Here is a 14,863-nt window from a genome sequence, read left to right on the forward strand (position 1 = left end):
CCTGCTCCTCTGGATTAGCTGTTACGCATAATGATCGATTCCAGTATATTGGCTACATCCTCGCAGTAGTCGGTCGTCTGCTCAAGACGCTCGTAAATTTCCTTGCGCTTGATAAGCTCAATAGGATCCTTTACGTTAGCGAACAGACTTGTCACGCTGACGCGAAGCAGATCATCGGCTTGATTCTCAAGTTCGTTAATGGCGATTGTATGCTCTCTCATCGCAAGCAGCTTCTTTTGCGTGAGCAATTGAATCGCTTTGCGAATCTGATGAGTAGAACGTACGATAACGTCGGCGAACAACGTAATATATTCGTCCTTCTCACGAACATTGTACATTTCGAACCGGGAAGCGCATGCCTCGATTCCGTCCAGGACATCGTCCAGCGAGGTCGTGAGGGCCATGATGTCCTCGCGTTCGATTGGCGTGATGAAGGTTTTATTCAGTTCTTTCAAGATGGTGTGCGTAAATTGATCGCACTGGCTTTCCAGCTCTTTCATTCGCTTGGCGAATGCCGTCAAGTTCGACAGATCCGACACGCCTGCAGCGAAATATTCGGTGGCTTCAACCAACGTATCGCCCATCGCTTCGAGCGTTGTAAAAAAATGTCCTTTTTCTTAAACATGTCAATCCCCTTATCCACTAGAAAATGGTATGCCGATGCAAGACAAAAACTCGCCCTAACGTAGTGTACACCACAATTGTTAAGGGAATGTAAACGTCCTTGAAAAATTTAAACATATTTTTTCGCGTACCACAATAGTCAAACGTAATTTGTGATGAGAAAATCTCAACGAAAACGCTCCTTTTGCGATAAATAACAGGAAAAGAGGATTCCGCAGCGGAATCCTCTTTTAACGTTCCGCCTCCTTAGCTTATCCAGCGCTGGCGGATTGTACCCATGTCACGTGCTCGGCGAGCGCCGGCTTGTTAGGCACGATATGTATATAAGTTTTGCCCGGCACCAGCGAGATCTCGGCGCCTTCCTTCGTTGCGAACCGGATCATGTCGTCCGGAGCAGACACCCAGTCGATATCGATCTTCTTTCCTTTCTGGAACAGGTAGGCATTGCCTCCCGACACCAGGTCGACGGACAGTCTTCCGACATCGTCAAGCGTCCTGTGCTTTGTCTCGAATACAATCAGATTGGCCGCGGCAAGCGTAGCGTTGTTGTTCAAGTCGATATGTGGTTCGCCGTTGATCGACCGGCTGTACAGACCGGAGGCCTCATCGTAGATATAGCCTACCTTATAGCTGTCCATCAGGAATTTGATCGTAATGTCGCGCGCATCTTCGGCACCGGACGCGCCGGCGACCGTCCCGTTCTCCGAGAATTGATAGACCGGGACCGGCTTGTCATCGCTGTACTTCTTCTTATCCGCGCCTTCGCGAAGCTTCTCCAACGAGGAATACAAATTATGCGGAGCTTTGCGGTCCTTGCTTCTCCAGAAGTACGAGCCGGCGTTCGTGATTTCGTCGAGATAAGGTTTGCCTTGCTTCTGCAGAATGCCATAAGCCTCCGGACTCCCGCCCGCATGGGCCATTACCGCTCCATAGCTGTCGGCGATATCGATCAAATATTTGCGGTTGCTGCGAATAGGACCAATCGTGTCGGAGAGCGACTCCGTGCTTTGGAAGATCGCGACAAGCCTGGTAATGCCGCCTTCGGCGAGCACTTCCCAGATGACATCGGCTCCCGTCAAGCCGGACTGCGGCCTGGCCGCGGAGAAGTTGTTGATCATAACGGCCATCGGTCTAAACTTCGCCTCTTGCGCAAGTCCGATGCCGGATAAAGGCGCTGTGTAGGGAAGCGGCGCAACAGTCGGAATTGGAGTTGCTTCCATCGTCGGAGAAGCCGTCGGCTCCGGCGGTACGTTAACGGGAGCAGCATTACTGCCGCTGCATGCAGCCGTCATCACGATTGTTGCCGCAAGCATGGCTGCGAGACTTCCTCGCAATCGGTTGTTCATGAATAACCCGCCTCTGCTAGAAAGTTGGTAATCATAGAATCTTTTACCGTCTATCTATTATTTAAGCACAGGTTAGGGCGAGATGTCTCGACAAAAATTATCTTTTTTCCGTCAAATCGACCAGTGAAGCCAATCCTGCTGCTTGCGGTCAAGGCCTGACAGCCACTCCGCGGTCACGCGAATCGCCTCTTCCTGATGCTGGTTGGAGGAGTAGGTATGGCCCGCCTGGAAAATAATCTCTTTGTCGCACAGCCCCTCGCTTCTCGTCCAGAACACCTTTTGATACAGGAAGCTGTAGTCGACGGGAATAAGCTCGTCGCTAGTGCCATGAACCAGCAGCACCTCTCCGCCGAAGCGTGTCGCCGATTGAAACGGCTGATGCTCCATCAGGGATTCGAAGAACACAGTCTGGAGAGAGTAACCGGCATAGTCGGTTCTGCCTTTCGTGACCGCCTCGTCATAGCCGGCTTTCCCGACAATTCGAACGATGTCGGTAAAAGGATAACCGACGGCGGACCACATGATAAGCCGCTTGACCCGCTTATCTTTCACCGCGGTCAACAAGGCGACGGCGCCTCCCAGGCTGTGACCCAGCAATACAATACGGGAAGGATCCACGCAATCCATTCCATAAACATAATCTATGGCTGTCCTCGTCTGATCGATCATGGCATTGAAGCCAAGCGCCCCGTAGTCCCCGTTGCTCTCCCCGCAGCCGCCATAATCGAAGCGAAGCACGTAGGAGCCTTGCGCCGCAAGCTCCCTTGCCGCCTTTACGAATAGACGGTCCACGCCGACCCGGCTGCCGATAAATCCATGGCATATGACGATGGCCTGACGTTTCTCGTCCAGTTGATGTCCTCTCGTTGGATAGTGCAGGGTAGCTTGCAGATCCAGATCTCCGTGCTTAAGAGTCAATTGCTTCTCCATGACCATTCCTCCAATACAAAAAATCTATATATAATAATTCCTATAAGATAACTATGAATTAGATGCATTCATCCTAACATTTCCACGGGCAGACTGTCAACGGGTATCCCGCATGGAGTTGGCAATTGCAGCGCACACTAATACAAAAAAGCCGATCCTCCCGCAAGAGATTCGGCTTGGCGTGCAGTAAAACAATATCAACATCGGAGGTGAACGAAATGCCTGAAATGCCATTGTGGATTGCATGGCTTCGCGACAACTGGCTGTCGATTATGTTATGCGCCGGCGTTATTATCGCCGTCATATACGTAATAGCCAATCGGAAGCTGCTTTTCTTTAAGGAGTAGACTGCCTCAGCTCCTAGCTTCATTCAATCTTCTCGGTACTGAGAACCGAACTTTTTGAACACGAACTATAAGGTATCGTAATCGTCGCGATCGTTCCCGCTCCCCGCTCGCTGTCGATTCGAAGCTCGCCGCCATGAAGCTCTATGATTTCCTTGCAAATCGCCAGCCCCAGGCCAGATCCGCCTTGACCGGAGCTGGCTTTGTAGAATTTCTCCGTAACATGTGGCAGATCCTCCGCTTCAATCCCGCAACCCGTATCCGAGACCGTAACCCGCGCCACTTGCAACTCTTCCGATACTGTAGTCGCCACGCGAATCGTCCCTCCCGGAGGCGTGAACTTGAACGCGTTGTCGATGAGATTAATAACGACCTGCTTGAGACGGTTCGCGTCGCCGCTGACGACAATCGGTCCCGCCGCGTAAGACGCCATCAACTTCACTCGCGTCCCTTCTTCCCGCACGGCCAACTGTCTGACCGTTTCCTTGACAGGGCCGTTCAAGTCCAGCACCTCGGTGTGCAGCTCCATAGAGCTTGCGGACAGCTTGGAGAAGTCCAGCAGATCCTCGACAAGACCGGTGAGCCGTTCCGTTTCCTTGCTAATGATGGAGAGACCGAGCTTGACCTCTTCGTCGTCGCGGTCCGGCTCGCTTTCCTTCAACGTTTCGCTCCAACCCTTGATTGAGGTAAGCGGGGTTCGCAGCTCATGCGATATCGACGATATAAAATCATTTTTAAGCTTCTCCCGTTTGTTCAGCTCGCTCACCATCACGTTAAAAGTCTCGGACAGTTGACCGATTTCGTCCCCGCTGCGTTTCATCGCCCGTTTCGTCCAATCTCCCTCCGCCATATACCTCGCCGCCCGCTTCAGCTCCTGAATCGGTCCCACGATGCGCTGCGCCAGGAACAGGCTTAAGCCCAGAAACAACAGGATAACGGATATTCCCGTGATGACGGCCATCTGGATCAGCTGCCCCACCATGCTGTCCACCCGCTCCAGCGACGACGTATACCGCAGCAAAGAAACGACGCGCGTATCCCCGCGCAGCGGAATCGTGACGGATGTCACCCGCTCGCCGTAATAAGGATCCACGCCGCTCCAAGTACCTGTTTGTCCCCCCATTGCGCTTCTAACGTCGGCCGACGAATAGCGAATGCGGGGAGCGAATCCGTCCGAGTCAATACGCAGTTCTCCTTCGCTGCTCAGCAGCTGGATTCGAGTGGGACCGCCGTCGGCCATATTTTGAAGCAAATAATCGGCCTGGTCATGCAGACTAAGCGAAGTCAGCGACCGGCTGTGCTGAGTAAAGGCAGATTCGGCGCGCTGCTTCACGGAGCTCTGCGCGCTGCCGTAATAATAATTCCAGATGAGTATGACGAAAGCTGCTCCCAGCACCGCGACTACCAGCGCAATCAGCAGCAGATAGCTCCATACCATCTTCGCCTTAATGCTTCTCATTCCGCAGCTCCCCGTCTCCAGCGATAACCGAACCCCCAGACCGTCTCGATGAACGCCGGTTCCGAAGGACTTGCCTCCAACTTCTGCCGAATGCGCCGGATATTGACGTCCACAACCTTAAGATCGCCAACATAATACCGACCCCATACCTCGGTCAAAATATGATCCCTGCTCACGCTTTTCCCCGCGCTCTCCATAAGCAGCCTTACCAGCGCCCACTCGGTAGGGGTGAGCACGATCTCCTGGCGGTTTTTCCATAACCGCCGCTGAGATACCGACAGACGGAACGGACCGCTGACGACCTCATCGGACGGACTCTGGCTATTTTGGATACGGACCGGCAAGCTTTCCTCAGGAATTGCTTTACCGCCGGATTGCGTCAATGCTCCGTCGATGGCGCTTGCTGATTCCGATGCAACAGCCGATTCCGCCTGAGAAACGGCTTCTCGATCTAACGCGGTCACCGGCTGCGGCTCCGCATGCATCCGACGATAGAGCGACTTGATCCGGGCGACTAGCTCGCCAGGGCTAAACGGCTTCTGCACATAATCGTCGGCGCCTAGCTCCAATCCTTTGATCTTGTCCTCTTCTTGCGACTTCGCCGTCAGCATGATGATACCCATCCGGGGATATCGCGCTCTAAGTTGCTCGCATACTTCGAACCCGCTGATTGTAGGCAGCATGACATCAAGCAGCGCGATATCGAACGGTCCGTCGTTTTCGGCGCAAGCAAGCGCTTGTTCGCCGTTCTCCGCCTCGGTGACGATCATATCGTTGCGCCTGAGATTAATGCGGACAAACCCCCGTATCGATTCTTCATCCTCCAGCAACAAGATTCGCATTGGGTAATCCCCTCCTTCCTCCGCCTATTCCGAGAATTCGATCCGAATCCGCTCCAGAAACTGCTCCTTCTCTTTCAGCATCTCCTCGGCCTCCGCCCTGGAATGCGCAGTTAATGAAGTCGCGTCGCCGAGCGTTTCATCGTACAATACTGCCGCATATAGGTTGCCACCGTACGTGCCCAGCGTTCGGAAGGTCCGCTTCTCTTCCCGCCACACATGCTCCACGCCATCCCACTGGTTTTTCGGTACGACATGGATGGAGACGAGATCGGCCCTCTCCGCAGTGTCCGGATTGTAGTATTGAAGCGCGACGACTCCATAGCTTGCTCTTGGCGGTTTCTCCAGCGTGTACTTCCCTTGCCAGGCCTCAGGAATGTCGAGAAGCAGACCGTAGCTCTCGTCTACGTATTGCTCTGCTATCTTCCGGAATTCGTTCCTGCCGTCCCATTGCAGCCACTCCGTAATCCACAACGAATCGGAATAAGGGACGCCCTCTTGTCCCGGGGCCTCCCATGTCCGCTGAAGCTCGATGATACCGTCGCCGTTCATATCGCGGCTGACCGTTGGCTTGCCGGCAAAGCCGTAGCCCAACTTTTCCTGCTCGGGCGTCGGGAATACAAGCGACAGATCGCGCCCGTTCCAGGCATACATATAAGTGAGCATGCTGTGCGCGCCAGTGCCGCCCTCCAGCAGTATCCCTTGATGGCGTGGAGAGATGCTCCCCATCTTTATGCGCTCGAACAGATTGACGCCTTCCGGCAGCGTTGTCTTGGCTCTTGATGCCAGCTTTCCGTCTTCCCACGTGTAGACGGCCAATTGAAAGACGGGCATGATGAGCTCCGCCGTCGTACCGGAGAAGGAGGTTCCGCTTATAACCGCGAGCACCTGCTTGCCGTCGCGATTAAGGTCCGCTGTATCGGCGAGACTAAACGGCAATGAGGCTGCCGGCACCATCGTCAGCTTACCCTTATCGTTGCGCGCCGCCTTGTTAGAGAACGAATACATCTCCAGCATCGACGGACTGTCGAACGCGCCTGCCCAGCCTACCGCGAGCTCCATGACGCCGTCTCCGTCCATATCTATGATGCTCAGCCAAGTCATCTCGCGAGCAAGAGGCTGCTGGACGAGCAGCCATTGCCGCCAGCCATTGTCCGTATGACGCAGCGTCATAATCTCCGGCGAGCTGTATTCATTGTAGTAGGTAACGACCGCTTCGTTTTTGCCGTCTCCATCCAGATCGATTAACCGGACCGCTTCCATGACATCGTTGCTATGCGGCAGCATGAGAATGCTGAACTCCGGCAACGCCTTCGTTACAGCTGCCAGCAGTTGCTCCTTGTCCTCGCCGATTTCCGGCTTCAGCAGCAGATCTGCAGGAGCCGCCGTATATTGGCAGCCGGCAAGCATCAGCAAGCTTAACATCGCTCCCAGCGGCATCAGCCTCATGAATACCTTCAAGCTGCCGCCGCCGGATTTCCGGGAAAGGCTTACGGCTCCTTTGCTCGTAGCGCTCTCGCGGTATGCAGTTGGAGAAGTCTGGCTGGCATGCGGCATAGCTGATGATCTCCTTCTTCTCTTCTTAGGGTTGTTCAAAAAGTCCGCTTTTGATCACGAAATATACCATGAAGTCTATTCGACATCGAAGATGGAACGCAAGCGAAACTTCCGGTGCTCACGTAGCTTCCACTACGCTCCGCTCCTCAGTTTCTACTTGCATTCCATCTTCTCGGTGCTGAAAACCGAACTTTTTGAACCTCACTATAGGAGGTTGTTCAAAGGTCAGGGCAGCTCGTCCACCGTAACGAGCGTGTAACCCAACTTATGCAAGTCGTCGATAATCCCCGGCAGAGCCTCGACCGTATTCTTAATATGCTTGCTTCCGAATGAATGCATTAATATTATACCATTAGGCTTCGTGTCTTGAATAATCATCTTGCGCATGTCGGCGGGAGAAGTCCCCGCCCAATCCCTCGTGTCCACCGTCCAGCCCGTGTGCACCCGGTCTTGCGCCTTAAGAATCTGCTTTACCGTATCCGACATCGACCCGTATGGAGCCCGGAACAATGTCGGTTTCTCGCCGATAACGTCCCGGATCGCCTCATCCGTTTTATTAATCTGCTCCAGGATGACCGATTTCTCTTGTTTCTTGAGATCTTTATGATTTTGCGAATGATTGCCGATCGTATGTCCTTCGTCCGCAATGCGCTGCAGCACCTCGGGATATAACTTCACTTGCTGGCCTACGACAAAGAACGTCGCTTTGACCCCTTTTTCCTTCAAAATATCCAAAATCGCCGTCGTATATTTTTTATCAGGACCGTCGTCGAAAGTGAGTGCCACCAGCTTCTTGCCATTTTCGCCATTTCCTTGCTCTGCCGGAACGGATGGTTTGTCCGGCTGACCGCCGGCATTGGCGCCTTCGCCAGGCTTGCCTCCGAAATTGCCGGAGCCCGTTCCTCCGTTAACGGAGCCATTGCCGTTACCTGCTCCGGTTCCCGCACCAGTTCCCGTGCCGCCGCCTGCTCCGATTCCAACGCCGTTGCCCGTACTGCCATTCTTTCCTCCGTCACCATTCCCGTTTTGGCCGTTTGCTCCCTCTGTTCCGTTGCCGCTGGCATTATCGCCACCGGTGCCCGCACTTCCTCCCGAGCTGCCGTTGCCGGAGGAGCCGCCCTGATTTCCGCTTCCCGTTCCATGCCCGTTATGCTGCTCGCCAGAGCCGCCCTGGTCTCCGGAGCCTCCAACGCCGGTCAGCGTACCGTCCTTATCCGCTGCCCCTCCGCCTCCGTTACCCGAGCCTGAAGCCGTTCCGCCTTGGATCGTCTCTCCGCCCTTAACGACGGACGGGATGATTGCCGACATCCCCATCGACATCGATTTCCCTGCCGCGCAGCCGGCAACCCAGAAGAATACCGCCACAATAACCATTAATAGAACCAATCTCCGACGACGACGTTTTTTTGTCCTGTCCATCCTTCTCACCTTCTAATCTGCTGATAGTTTAATCTTATCGGAAGAATAGATTTAGAGAGTTACAAAAGAGTAACATCATTCGGGAAATAATGACAAGAAATATTGACAGGGGGAATGGAATCAAGCAGACGGTTAAAAGCCTCCATCTGCAGCATACCCTGGCGGACCGCAGCCAGCCTTTCCTCGCGATAAGGGTACTGGTCGATGGACAACCAGCCTTGGTAGCCCAGCAATTGATCTCCCAATTTACTAAGCCAAAGGACTCTTGTTGATGGAAAATTATTCATTTATAATAATCGTTGATATTTTCATAATTTTCAGCCAGGAGTGTGAGCGTATTGAAGAAAAAAGCATTTGCAGCCATTATAGGTGTATCCATGCTGGCCAGTATGGGAACGGGGGCATTTGCGGCGACGAAGCTGCAGGAGATTAAAGCCTTTCTAAATCCTGAAATAAAGGTACAGGTCGACGGAACTTACGCTGATCTGCGTGACGTAAACGGCAACGCCATTGCGCCGATCATCTATCAAGGCGCCAACTATTTTCCTATCCGCGCTGTGTCCGATGCGCTTGATGTAGCGGTTGATTATGACGAGGCAACCAAAACGATTATTTTGGGCGAGAAGGTTGATGGGACCTCTATTGCCAAGGGATTCGATGATATGTATCACACGAAGGACCCGGTCCAAACGACCTATAAAGGCAAGGATTACAAAGAAGCTTATTTCAACAGCGCTTCCGGCAATCGCAGCGTCAGCTTTATGCTCTATCCGGATAAAAACTATCAAACGTTATACCTTCAGATTGCAGCTGTCGGCGGCGATTTGACAGACTTTACGATTAAAGACTCGGAAAACGATATTATTCTGAAACAAGAAAATGTCATCAAATCCGAAAATGGCCTGGTCACCGTACAGGTTGATATCGGAGGCGTCGAAGAGCTGTACATCTACGGAAGTGCCGATAAAGACACAGCTGTCTTTATTCCTTTGACTACATCCTATTATAAATAAGATTTATCTTCCTAACGGATAACAAGAAATAATTGGCAGTTGTTATCTCCAAAGCAAAAAGACCTCAACCCCTATGTTAGGGATCGAGGTCTTTTTATTTTGAACCGTTCAGTAGGGCAGCTAGCTCCTAACGAAGAGCCTTCGCCGCGATGTCCGTGCGGTTCTGCATCCCCTCGAAGGAGATGACGCTAACCGCCTCGTAGGCGCGCGCGCGAGCTTCCGCGATGTCGCGGCCGCGGCCGACGATGCCGAGTACGCGACCGCCGTTCGTCACGAACTGGCCGTCCTTGAGCGCCGTACCCGCGTGGAATACAAGCGCGCCTTGCGCTTCCGCTTCCGCGATGCCCGTAATGACGCAGCCTTTCGGATAGGAAGCCGGATAACCTTCGGATGCCGCTACGACGCATACCGCCGCTTCGTCGCTCCATTCGATGTCGAGATCGCCCAGACGTCCGTTCATCGCAGCCAGCACAATGTCGACAAGATCCGTCTTCAGCCGCGGCAGCACGACCTGTGTCTCGGGATCGCCCATACGAGCGTTGAACTCGATCGTCTTGGGACCGTCCTTGGTCATCATCAAGCCCGCAAATAATACGCCGCGGAACGGACGTCCTTCGCTGACCATTGCCTTAGCCGTTGGAATGATAATGTTCGTGATGGACTCCTCGATGATCGCCGGATCGATATGGGGCAGCGGCGTGTACGTGCCCATGCCTCCCGTGTTCGGTCCTTTGTCGCCGTCAAAGATCGGCTTGTGGTCCTGAGCCGGAACCATTGGTTTTACGGTTTCGCCGTCCACGAACGCCAGGATCGACATCTCTTGCCCTTCGAGGAATTCCTCGATGACGATCTGGTTGCCCGCTTCGCCGAACACCTTGTCGACCATCGCTTCGCGCAGGGCCTTCTCAGCCTCTTCCATAGAGTAGGCGACCGTTACGCCTTTGCCGGCAGCAAGACCGTCCGCTTTGATAACGATAGGAATGGACTGCTCGCGCAAGTACGCGGAAGCCGCCTCGTAGTCGGTAAACGTCTCGTACTTTGCTGTCGGGATGTTGTATTTTTTGAGCAGATTTTTCATAAAAATCTTGCTGCCTTCAATCTCCGCGGCCGCCTTGTTCGGGCCGAACGCCGGGATGCCCGCCGCTTCGAACGCGTCCACGATACCATCCGCAAGCGGATCGTCTGGACCAACGAATACGAGATCGATCGAAGCTTCCTTGGCGAAACGGGTCAGTTCGTCGAACTGGGATACCGGAATCGGCACGCATTCCGCGATTTGCGAAATGCCTGCATTTCCTGGTGCGCAGAACAGCTCCTTCACTTTATCGCTTTTCTTGAGCGACCAGCAGATCGTATGCTCGCGTCCGCCGCTGCCAATGACTAAAATACGCATAATGAGTGCAAGCCCCTTTTCACTTTGGAATCTGGACGGCGACGATTGCCGCTCCCTCCCTAAGCCGTATAAGCCGTCGACTAAGGCGGTGTATCCAGGTTATCTCTGAGGATCGTCCGAATGAGTTGCTGTGTGCTGCGATTGATTCTGGAGCTCGCGCTCAAGCAACCGTCTATCCAGGCATGGCTAGATGGCAAGCCGAGCGCACATCTGTAATTGTCGTAATTAATGCTTGAAGTGACGAACGCTGGTAAATACCATTGCTATGCCGTTCGCGTTCGCCGCAGCGATGGATTCTTCGTCCTTGATGGAGCCGCCGGGCTGGATGATCGCTTTGATGCCGGCTTTCGCCGCAAGCTCAACCGTATCGCCCATCGGGAAAAACGCGTCGGAAGCCAGTACCGCGCCGACAGCTTTCTCGCCTGCTTGTTCGATCGCGATCCGCGCCGCGCCGACGCGGTTCATTTGGCCTGCGCCTACGCCTACCGTCATGTCGTCCTTCGCGAGCAAAATCGCGTTCGACTTCACGTGCTTCACGACCTTCCATCCGAACAGAAGCTGTTTGAGCTCTTCCGGAGTCGGCTGCCGCTCCGTGACGACCTTCAGATCCGCTTCCGTGATGCTGTGCACGTCGCTCTCTTGAACGAGCATGCCGCCGTCAACGGACGTGACGACCCACTCGGATTTGCGTTCGGCCGCAGCCGTCAGCTCGCCGAGCTTGAGCAGGCGGATGTTTTTCTTCTTCGCAAGAATGTCGAACGCTTCCGGCGTGTAGTCCGGCGCGATGATGATTTCCAGGAAGATGCCGCCCAGCAGCTCGGCCGTATCGGCTCCGATCGTGCGGTTAGCCGCGACGATGCCGCCAAAGATCGAAGTCGGATCGGCTTCGTACGCTTTTTGGTACGCTTCGTGGATCGTGGCGCCGATGCCTACTCCGCAAGGATTCATATGTTTGACCGCAACGACCGCGGGCTCGTCGAATTCCTTCAGGATGGAGAGCGCGGCGTTCGCGTCGTTAATGTTGTTGTAGGACAGCTCCTTGCCGTGCAATTGCTCGGCCGTCGTGACGTTGCCCGTTGCCGCCAGCGGCTTGCTGTAGAAAGCTGCTTTCTGGTGCGGGTTCTCGCCGTAACGCAGATCCTGTACCTTCTCGTAAGTGACCGTGTACGTCTCGGGAAGCGGCTCGCCCGTTTGTTTGGAGAGGTAGTCCGAGATCAGCGCGTCGTAAGCCGCCGTGTGACGGAAAACTTTTGCGGCCAGACGTTTGCGCGTCGCGAGCGTCGTATCGCCGCCCTCTTTCAGCTCTTCCGCAACGGCAGCGTAGTCGCCGGCGTCGACGACAACCGTAACGAACGCGTGGTTTTTGGCTGCGGAACGAAGCATGGTCGGGCCGCCGATGTCGATATTTTCTATTGCGTCCTCGTAGCTCACGTCAGGCTTGGCGATTGTTTCTTTGAACGGATACAAGTTAACGACTACCAGGTCGATATACTCGAGTCCCAGCTCTTTCATCGCTTTCTGATGTTCTTCGTTGTCGCGAACCGCCAGCAGGCCGCTGTGCACGGCCGGGTGCAGCGTCTTCACGCGTCCGTCCATAATCTCGGGGAACCCTGTTACATCGGAGATGCCGATGACGGGAACGCCTTCCTTCTGAAGCAGGTTGAACGTACCCCCGGTCGAAATAATTTGCACGCCTTGCTCTGCGAGTGCTCTCGAAAACTCAACGATGCCCGTCTTGTCGGACACGCTGATCAACGCTCTGCGAATAGCCACTTTTAACGTCCTCCTTGGATTGGTTGGATTGGATTGAGTTGAATAGGATTGCTTGTTCTCTTATTCCTATTTGGCGATTTTAGCGCTTTGAGCGCTATTGGCGCTTATGGATGCAGGTTCTATCCTTTCACGGCCATACAGCTCCCGTTGCCCGTTAACGGGCAACAGCGATGCTGATTGCGTGTTTTCTAACGGACAACAACGAAGCTATTTACGCGATTTCTGCCGTTTTTCAACTTTAACGGACAGGAGAAACGTTATTAGAACGTAATCAAGGTTAATATTGCCCAGATCGTGCAAATAAGGTCGCCTGTGTCCGTTAGATTTTAGAAACCTATCAAAATCGAAAATTAGCGTCTTTCTTGTCCGTTAGGCGGGACATCTCACGCATTTATGATTCATAGAGCGTCAATCAACTGCTGGCTGTTTTTGGCTCTACGTTCTGCTTCTGGTTAAACTATGATACTACTACGATACGGTGACATGCCGCCCCTCGAGCTTGACTCGACCAGCCGCGATTGCGCCGACCACATTAGGCAGCAGTTCCCGTTCAACGGCTTGGATACGGGGAGACAATGTTTCGATGCCTTCTCCGTCGCCGACAGGGACAACTTCTTGCGCGATAATCGGACCGCTGTCTAGCCCGCCGTCGACATAGTGTACCGTAACGCCGGTCACCTTTACGCCGTAGTCCAGCGCCTGCCCAATCGCATTTACGCCGGGGAATGCCGGCAGCAGCGACGGATGCACGTTGATCATCCGGCCATAATAAGGCTCGACGATTGTAGGAGTGAGAATGCGCATGTAGCCGGCAAGCACGATGAGATCCACGCCGCGCTTCGTGAGTTCGGCGACGATTTCCGTTTCGTAAGCTTCGCGGTTCGGGTAATCCTTGGGTTTGAATACGAAGGCGTCTACGCCTGCCTGGCTCGCCCGTTCGACGACCGACGCAGACGGCTTGTCACAAACAAGAAGCTCGATGGTCACATCGAGCTTCCCCTCCCGCACCGCATCCGCAATCGCCTGGAAGTTCGTCCCTTTTCCCGAAGCGAATACCGCAATGCGCAGCGGCGCCATTATACTTCCGCTCCCGTAAACGTAACGACGCGGTTGCCTTCCGTAACCGTGCCGATTCGGTAAGCCTTCTCTCCAAGCTCTCCGGAGACTTTAATCGCCTTCTCTGCTTGGTCGGCTGGCACAACGATAACCAGACCGATGCCCATGTTGAACGTCGTAAACATGTCGCGGTTCGAGATCGCGCCCTTGTCTTGCATCAAGCCGAAGATCGGCAGGATCGGCCACGAGCCATAAGCGATGTCTACGTTCACGCCGTCAGGCAGCACGCGCGGGATGTTCTCGATAAAGCCGCCGCCTGTAATGTGCGCCATGCCTTTTACTTGCACTTCCTCGATCAGTTTAAGGGCTTGCTTCACGTAGATGCGAGTCGGCTCGAGCAGCACGTCGCCCAGCTTGGCGCCGTCTAGCTCGTCCAGCTGTTGATCCAGGGAGTAACCTGCTTCTTCGAGCAGCAGACGGCGAACAAGCGAGAAGCCGTTGCTGTGGATTCCGCTGGACGCGAAGCCAAGCACCGCATCGCCGGGAGCGATCGTGGAGCCATCGATCATTTTTTTCTTGTCGACGATGCCGACCGTGAAGCCGGCGATGTCGTATTCTTCTTCGGAGTACATGCCAGGCATCTCTGCAGTCTCGCCGCCGATCAGCGCGCAGCCGGATTGGACGCAGCCTTCGGAGATCCCTTTGACAATCGCTTCGATCTTCTCGGGAACAACTTTGCCGCATGCCAGATAGTCGAGGAAGAAGAGCGGCTCTGCGCCTTGCACGATAATATCGTTCACGCACATCGCTACCGCATCGATTCCGATCGTGTCATGCTTGTCCATTGCGAACGCCAGCTTCAGCTTCGTGCCGACGCCGTCTGTTCCGGATACGAGCACGGGCTCCTCGTATTTGTCCTTGTCCAGTCCGAACAGGCCGCCGAAGCCGCCAAGCTCCGCCAGAACCTCCGGACGGTAAGTGCGCTTCACGTGTTTTTTCATCCGTTCGACCGCTTCGTTGCCCGCGGCGATGTCGACTCCAGCCTTTTTATATGCTTCTGACAAAAGGTTCCACTCCTTATTTCGTTCTCAGAAAAGTATCTTATCCCGC

General features: G+C 54.2%; 14 protein-coding genes. 2 read left to right on the plus strand and 12 right to left on the minus strand.

Features of this window, described 5'->3' with window-relative positions; translation table 11 throughout:
- Positions 1-14: 14 nt before the first annotated feature.
- The 3 genes from H7F31_RS29340 to H7F31_RS29350 all read right to left on the minus strand — a co-directional run bounded on the left by H7F31_RS29340 (position 15) and on the right by H7F31_RS29350 (position 2,900).
- Positions 15-584 carry a DUF47 domain-containing protein gene (locus tag H7F31_RS29340; RefSeq protein ID WP_187101701.1) on the minus strand — a complete coding sequence of 190 codons (570 nt, stop codon included), beginning with the start codon at positions 582-584 and terminating at the stop codon, positions 15-17.
- A 291-nt stretch (positions 585-875) separates the two neighbouring features.
- A complete protein-coding gene (locus H7F31_RS29345; RefSeq protein WP_261800176.1) occupies positions 876-1,970 on the minus strand; it encodes a DUF3048 domain-containing protein in 1,095 nt (364 codons plus the stop codon).
- Positions 1,971-2,081: 111 nt separating this feature from the next.
- A complete protein-coding gene (locus tag H7F31_RS29350; protein WP_187101702.1) occupies positions 2,082-2,900 on the minus strand; it encodes an alpha/beta hydrolase in 819 nt (272 codons plus the stop codon).
- 218 nt (positions 2,901-3,118) lie between these two features.
- On the opposite strand from H7F31_RS29350, the gene H7F31_RS34380 reads away from it, so the two are divergent.
- Positions 3,119-3,247, plus strand: coding sequence for a hypothetical protein (locus H7F31_RS34380; protein ID WP_256976009.1), 129 nt, complete (start codon positions 3,119-3,121; stop codon positions 3,245-3,247).
- 19 nt (positions 3,248-3,266) lie between these two features.
- On the opposite strand, the gene H7F31_RS29355 is transcribed toward H7F31_RS34380, so the two are convergent.
- The 5 genes from H7F31_RS29355 to H7F31_RS29375 form a co-directional block, all read right to left on the minus strand.
- On the minus strand, positions 3,267-4,703 hold the full coding sequence (locus H7F31_RS29355) for a sensor histidine kinase (RefSeq protein ID WP_187101703.1): 1,437 nt from the start codon (positions 4,701-4,703) through the stop codon (positions 3,267-3,269).
- Positions 4,700-5,545, minus strand: coding sequence for a response regulator transcription factor (locus H7F31_RS29360; protein ID WP_187101704.1), 846 nt, complete (start codon positions 5,543-5,545; stop codon positions 4,700-4,702). The genes H7F31_RS29355 and H7F31_RS29360 overlap by 4 nt, the downstream gene beginning before the upstream one ends.
- Positions 5,546-5,569: 24 nt before the next feature.
- The gene (locus H7F31_RS29365) at positions 5,570-7,099 is read right to left on the minus strand and encodes an FG-GAP repeat domain-containing protein (protein WP_187101705.1); all 1,530 of its coding nucleotides are present in this window, start codon (positions 7,097-7,099) and stop codon (positions 5,570-5,572) included.
- A 225-nt stretch (positions 7,100-7,324) separates the two neighbouring features.
- Complete coding sequence (locus tag H7F31_RS29370) at positions 7,325-8,518, minus strand: polysaccharide deacetylase family protein (protein WP_187101706.1); 1,194 nt, start codon at positions 8,516-8,518, stop codon at positions 7,325-7,327.
- A gap of 59 nt (positions 8,519-8,577) precedes the next feature.
- Positions 8,578-8,751, minus strand: a complete 174-nt coding sequence (locus H7F31_RS29375) for a hypothetical protein (RefSeq protein WP_187101707.1) — start codon at positions 8,749-8,751, stop codon at positions 8,578-8,580.
- A 96-nt stretch (positions 8,752-8,847) separates the two neighbouring features.
- Here H7F31_RS29375 and H7F31_RS29380 point away from each other — a divergent pair, with 96 nt between their 5' ends.
- The gene (locus H7F31_RS29380; RefSeq protein ID WP_261800177.1) at positions 8,848-9,531 is read left to right on the plus strand and encodes a stalk domain-containing protein; all 684 of its coding nucleotides are present in this window, start codon (positions 8,848-8,850) and stop codon (positions 9,529-9,531) included.
- A gap of 127 nt (positions 9,532-9,658) precedes the next feature.
- On the opposite strand, the gene purD is transcribed toward H7F31_RS29380, so the two are convergent.
- The 4 genes from purD to purM all read right to left on the minus strand — a co-directional run bounded on the left by purD (position 9,659) and on the right by purM (position 14,817).
- A complete protein-coding gene (gene purD / locus H7F31_RS29385) occupies positions 9,659-10,924 on the minus strand; it encodes a phosphoribosylamine--glycine ligase (RefSeq protein ID WP_187101709.1) in 1,266 nt (421 codons plus the stop codon).
- A gap of 225 nt (positions 10,925-11,149) precedes the next feature.
- Positions 11,150-12,697 (minus strand): bifunctional phosphoribosylaminoimidazolecarboxamide formyltransferase/IMP cyclohydrolase, encoded by a 1,548-nt coding sequence (gene purH / locus H7F31_RS29390; RefSeq protein ID WP_187101710.1) that lies wholly within the window; start codon positions 12,695-12,697, stop codon positions 11,150-11,152.
- A gap of 468 nt (positions 12,698-13,165) precedes the next feature.
- The gene (gene purN / locus H7F31_RS29395; RefSeq protein WP_187101711.1) at positions 13,166-13,774 is read right to left on the minus strand and encodes a phosphoribosylglycinamide formyltransferase; all 609 of its coding nucleotides are present in this window, start codon (positions 13,772-13,774) and stop codon (positions 13,166-13,168) included.
- Positions 13,774-14,817 carry a phosphoribosylformylglycinamidine cyclo-ligase gene (gene purM / locus H7F31_RS29400; protein ID WP_187101712.1) on the minus strand — a complete coding sequence of 348 codons (1,044 nt, stop codon included), beginning with the start codon at positions 14,815-14,817 and terminating at the stop codon, positions 13,774-13,776. Before purM ends, purN begins: the two co-directional genes overlap by 1 nt.
- Positions 14,818-14,863: the final 46 nt, after the last annotated feature.

The sequence above is a fragment of the Paenibacillus sp. PAMC21692 genome, from assembly GCF_014303795.1.
Classification (GTDB): Bacteria; Bacillota; Bacilli; order Paenibacillales; family Paenibacillaceae; genus Pristimantibacillus; species Pristimantibacillus agaridevorans.

Excerpts from the sequence above, each read along its gene's own strand:
- purN (WP_187101711.1), bottom strand. The coding sequence starts at position 13,774 with ATGGCGCCGCTGCGCATTGCGGTATTCGCTTCGGGAAAAGGGACGAAC.
- H7F31_RS29350 (WP_187101702.1), bottom strand. The coding sequence starts at position 2,900 with ATGGAGAAGCAATTGACTCTTAAGCACGGAGATCTGGATCTGCAAGCT.
- H7F31_RS29370 (WP_187101706.1), bottom strand. The coding sequence starts at position 8,518 with ATGGACAGGACAAAAAAACGTCGTCGTCGGAGATTGGTTCTATTAATG.
- H7F31_RS29365 (WP_187101705.1), bottom strand. The coding sequence starts at position 7,099 with ATGCCGCATGCCAGCCAGACTTCTCCAACTGCATACCGCGAGAGCGCT.
- H7F31_RS29345 (WP_261800176.1), bottom strand. The coding sequence starts at position 1,970 with ATGAACAACCGATTGCGAGGAAGTCTCGCAGCCATGCTTGCGGCAACA.
- H7F31_RS29340 (WP_187101701.1), bottom strand. The coding sequence starts at position 584 with ATGGGCGATACGTTGGTTGAAGCCACCGAATATTTCGCTGCAGGCGTG.
- purD (WP_187101709.1), bottom strand. The coding sequence starts at position 10,924 with ATGCGTATTTTAGTCATTGGCAGCGGCGGACGCGAGCATACGATCTGC.
- H7F31_RS29360 (WP_187101704.1), bottom strand. The coding sequence starts at position 5,545 with ATGCGAATCTTGTTGCTGGAGGATGAAGAATCGATACGGGGGTTTGTC.
- H7F31_RS34380 (WP_256976009.1), top strand. The coding sequence starts at position 3,119 with ATGCCTGAAATGCCATTGTGGATTGCATGGCTTCGCGACAACTGGCTG.
- H7F31_RS29355 (WP_187101703.1), bottom strand. The coding sequence starts at position 4,703 with ATGAGAAGCATTAAGGCGAAGATGGTATGGAGCTATCTGCTGCTGATT.